This is a genomic window from Methylophaga sp. UBA5088, from assembly GCF_002414625.1.
Classification (GTDB): Bacteria; Pseudomonadota; Gammaproteobacteria; order Nitrosococcales; family Methylophagaceae; genus Methylophaga; species Methylophaga marina.
In genome coordinates this window covers 19,207-21,169 of the sequence record NZ_DIAC01000131.1, presented here as the reverse complement: position 1 = coordinate 21,169, position 1,963 = coordinate 19,207, and the positions used below count along the sequence as shown (strand labels likewise).

2 protein-coding genes are annotated in these 1,963 nt (G+C 45.3%); both read right to left on the bottom strand.

Annotated elements, in window-relative coordinates; all coding sequences use genetic code 11:
- The coding region (locus B4K20_RS16225) for an AAA family ATPase (protein WP_289283710.1) at window positions 1-1,217 on the bottom strand (1,217 nt) is incomplete at its 3' end.
- The coding region (locus B4K20_RS16220) for a PD-(D/E)XK nuclease family protein (RefSeq protein ID WP_289283709.1) at window positions 1,210-1,963 on the bottom strand (754 nt) is incomplete at its 5' end. The genes B4K20_RS16220 and B4K20_RS16225, both read right to left, overlap by 8 nt.

Here is a 1,963-nt window from a genome sequence, read left to right as displayed (position 1 = left end):
CCCACCGTTTGCGGGGTTTGTTTAGACTCAACCGCGTCGATAAAGGCTTGGTACCCCTTTAGAAACCGTGATTGCTGTTGCTTTTCATCCGTGTCATACCAGATGTCACTGGCTGCTGGATTCAATAACGCGAGTGACGCTAACACATCACCATCATTCACCTGTTTAGCTAATTGTCCGATAGTACTGTCTTTATCAAAGCGGTAACTGTGTTGCAGACGCACAAAGCTATTGAGCAAAGTGGATGGCGCTGATGTTTCGGTCACTGGAATCTCCAGCTCAGGAAACTGCTCACTAAATTCAGCTGTGAACTGCCCTTGTTTACCTTCACTTAAATTTGCCAGCACTGCACCCGACTCAACTGAAGCTAGTTGCTGACTATCACCTAATAAAATCAGTCTGGCTGACGGCGATAAAGCTCGCATTAATTTGGCCATCAAACTGATATCAATCATTGAGGCTTCATCGATAATTAACACATCTAAAGGCAGCGGTCGTTCAGTATGGTAACGGCCCTGATCGTTATGCTCGGTAATGCCCAATAAACGGTGCAGCGTTTTGACCTCATAAGCATGCTGCGTACTAATAGATTGTTGCAATCTGGCAGCCGCTTTACCTGTGGGTGCAGCCAAACCAATATACAGCTCGGGAGATTGCTGCTGCAAACTATTGAGCATGCTTAATACTATCGTGGTTTTGCCCGTACCAGGACCACCGGAAATCACAGCAAACTCTCTGTTCAATGCCACCGCCACAGCGATTTTTTGCCAGTCTGGCCCTTCAATCACACTGGTCCAACGGCCTAAATCCTCATTTAGCTGTTCAAGATCAATATCATTCACAGGCTGTAAACGTTGTTGAATCAGACTGGCAACATCCTGCTCATCACGGTAATAGCGATAAAGGTAAAGCAAGCCCTGCTCTGTCAAAATCAGCGGTGTGTAATCGCCGGGTTGCCCGACTGTTTTGGCTAATGACAAGATTTCCATCCAGTCATCAACGCTTTCAGGTAATACCGGTTTCAGTGGCTGACAAAATGTCGGTAATTGCTGCAAATTCAGACAAACATGACCTTCCGCAATCGCTTCAGATAATAATGCTGCCGTGATACTCACCACTGGGCGCATGCCCTGCTCTTTACGATCAATATAAGCGGCAAACTGGCAGGCTAATTCGCTTAAACCGTGCTGGCGTAATAACTTCAGCAAATCAGACATCGCCTACCTCAGACATGCACAGATCAAGTGCCTCAAGTAATGCTGGCGATGGCCGCTCAAAATACACACCCGCTTGTCCCCAATCAGGATGCATGCCACGAATAAATAAGTAATACACTCCACCAAAATGCTGTTCAGGGTCATAGTCAGGCAATCGTGTTTTTAAATAACGATGCAAAGCCAGGCTGTAAATCAGATATTGCAATGGATAACTATGTGCCACCATCGCCTCATCCAATAGCGCTTGTTGATAGTTTTCTGCCTGAGTCCCTAACCAATTGGATTTATAGTCAGCAATATAAAAGCGACCATCCTGCTCAAACACCAGATCAATAAAGCCTTTCATAAAGCCACTCAAATCGGCGAAATGTAATGACTTCACGATAGGATTGAGAATCGGATAATCAGCCACAAATGGCAGTAAGGTGTCTTTTAAATGTTTTGTTGTTAAATGCGTCACTGGAAAGAAAAATGCCATTTCATCTAAACGCTGATGTGGCTGAATATCACGTAAGGTCAATCCGCTTTGCTCATCTAATGACGTGGTGACAACGGCTTCTAACCACGATGACACGGTGGCAGACCATTCTGTGTCAATGCCAAATTGGCTTAATGTTTTATCTACCAGCACATTGAGTTCTTCATTCTGCTGCTGGAAATCCCAATGCTCAAACAAGCTATGTAAACAGGTCCCCGCATTAGCGCCTTTTGGAAAACCAAAACGATCCTGGCGTGGTTCACTGCTA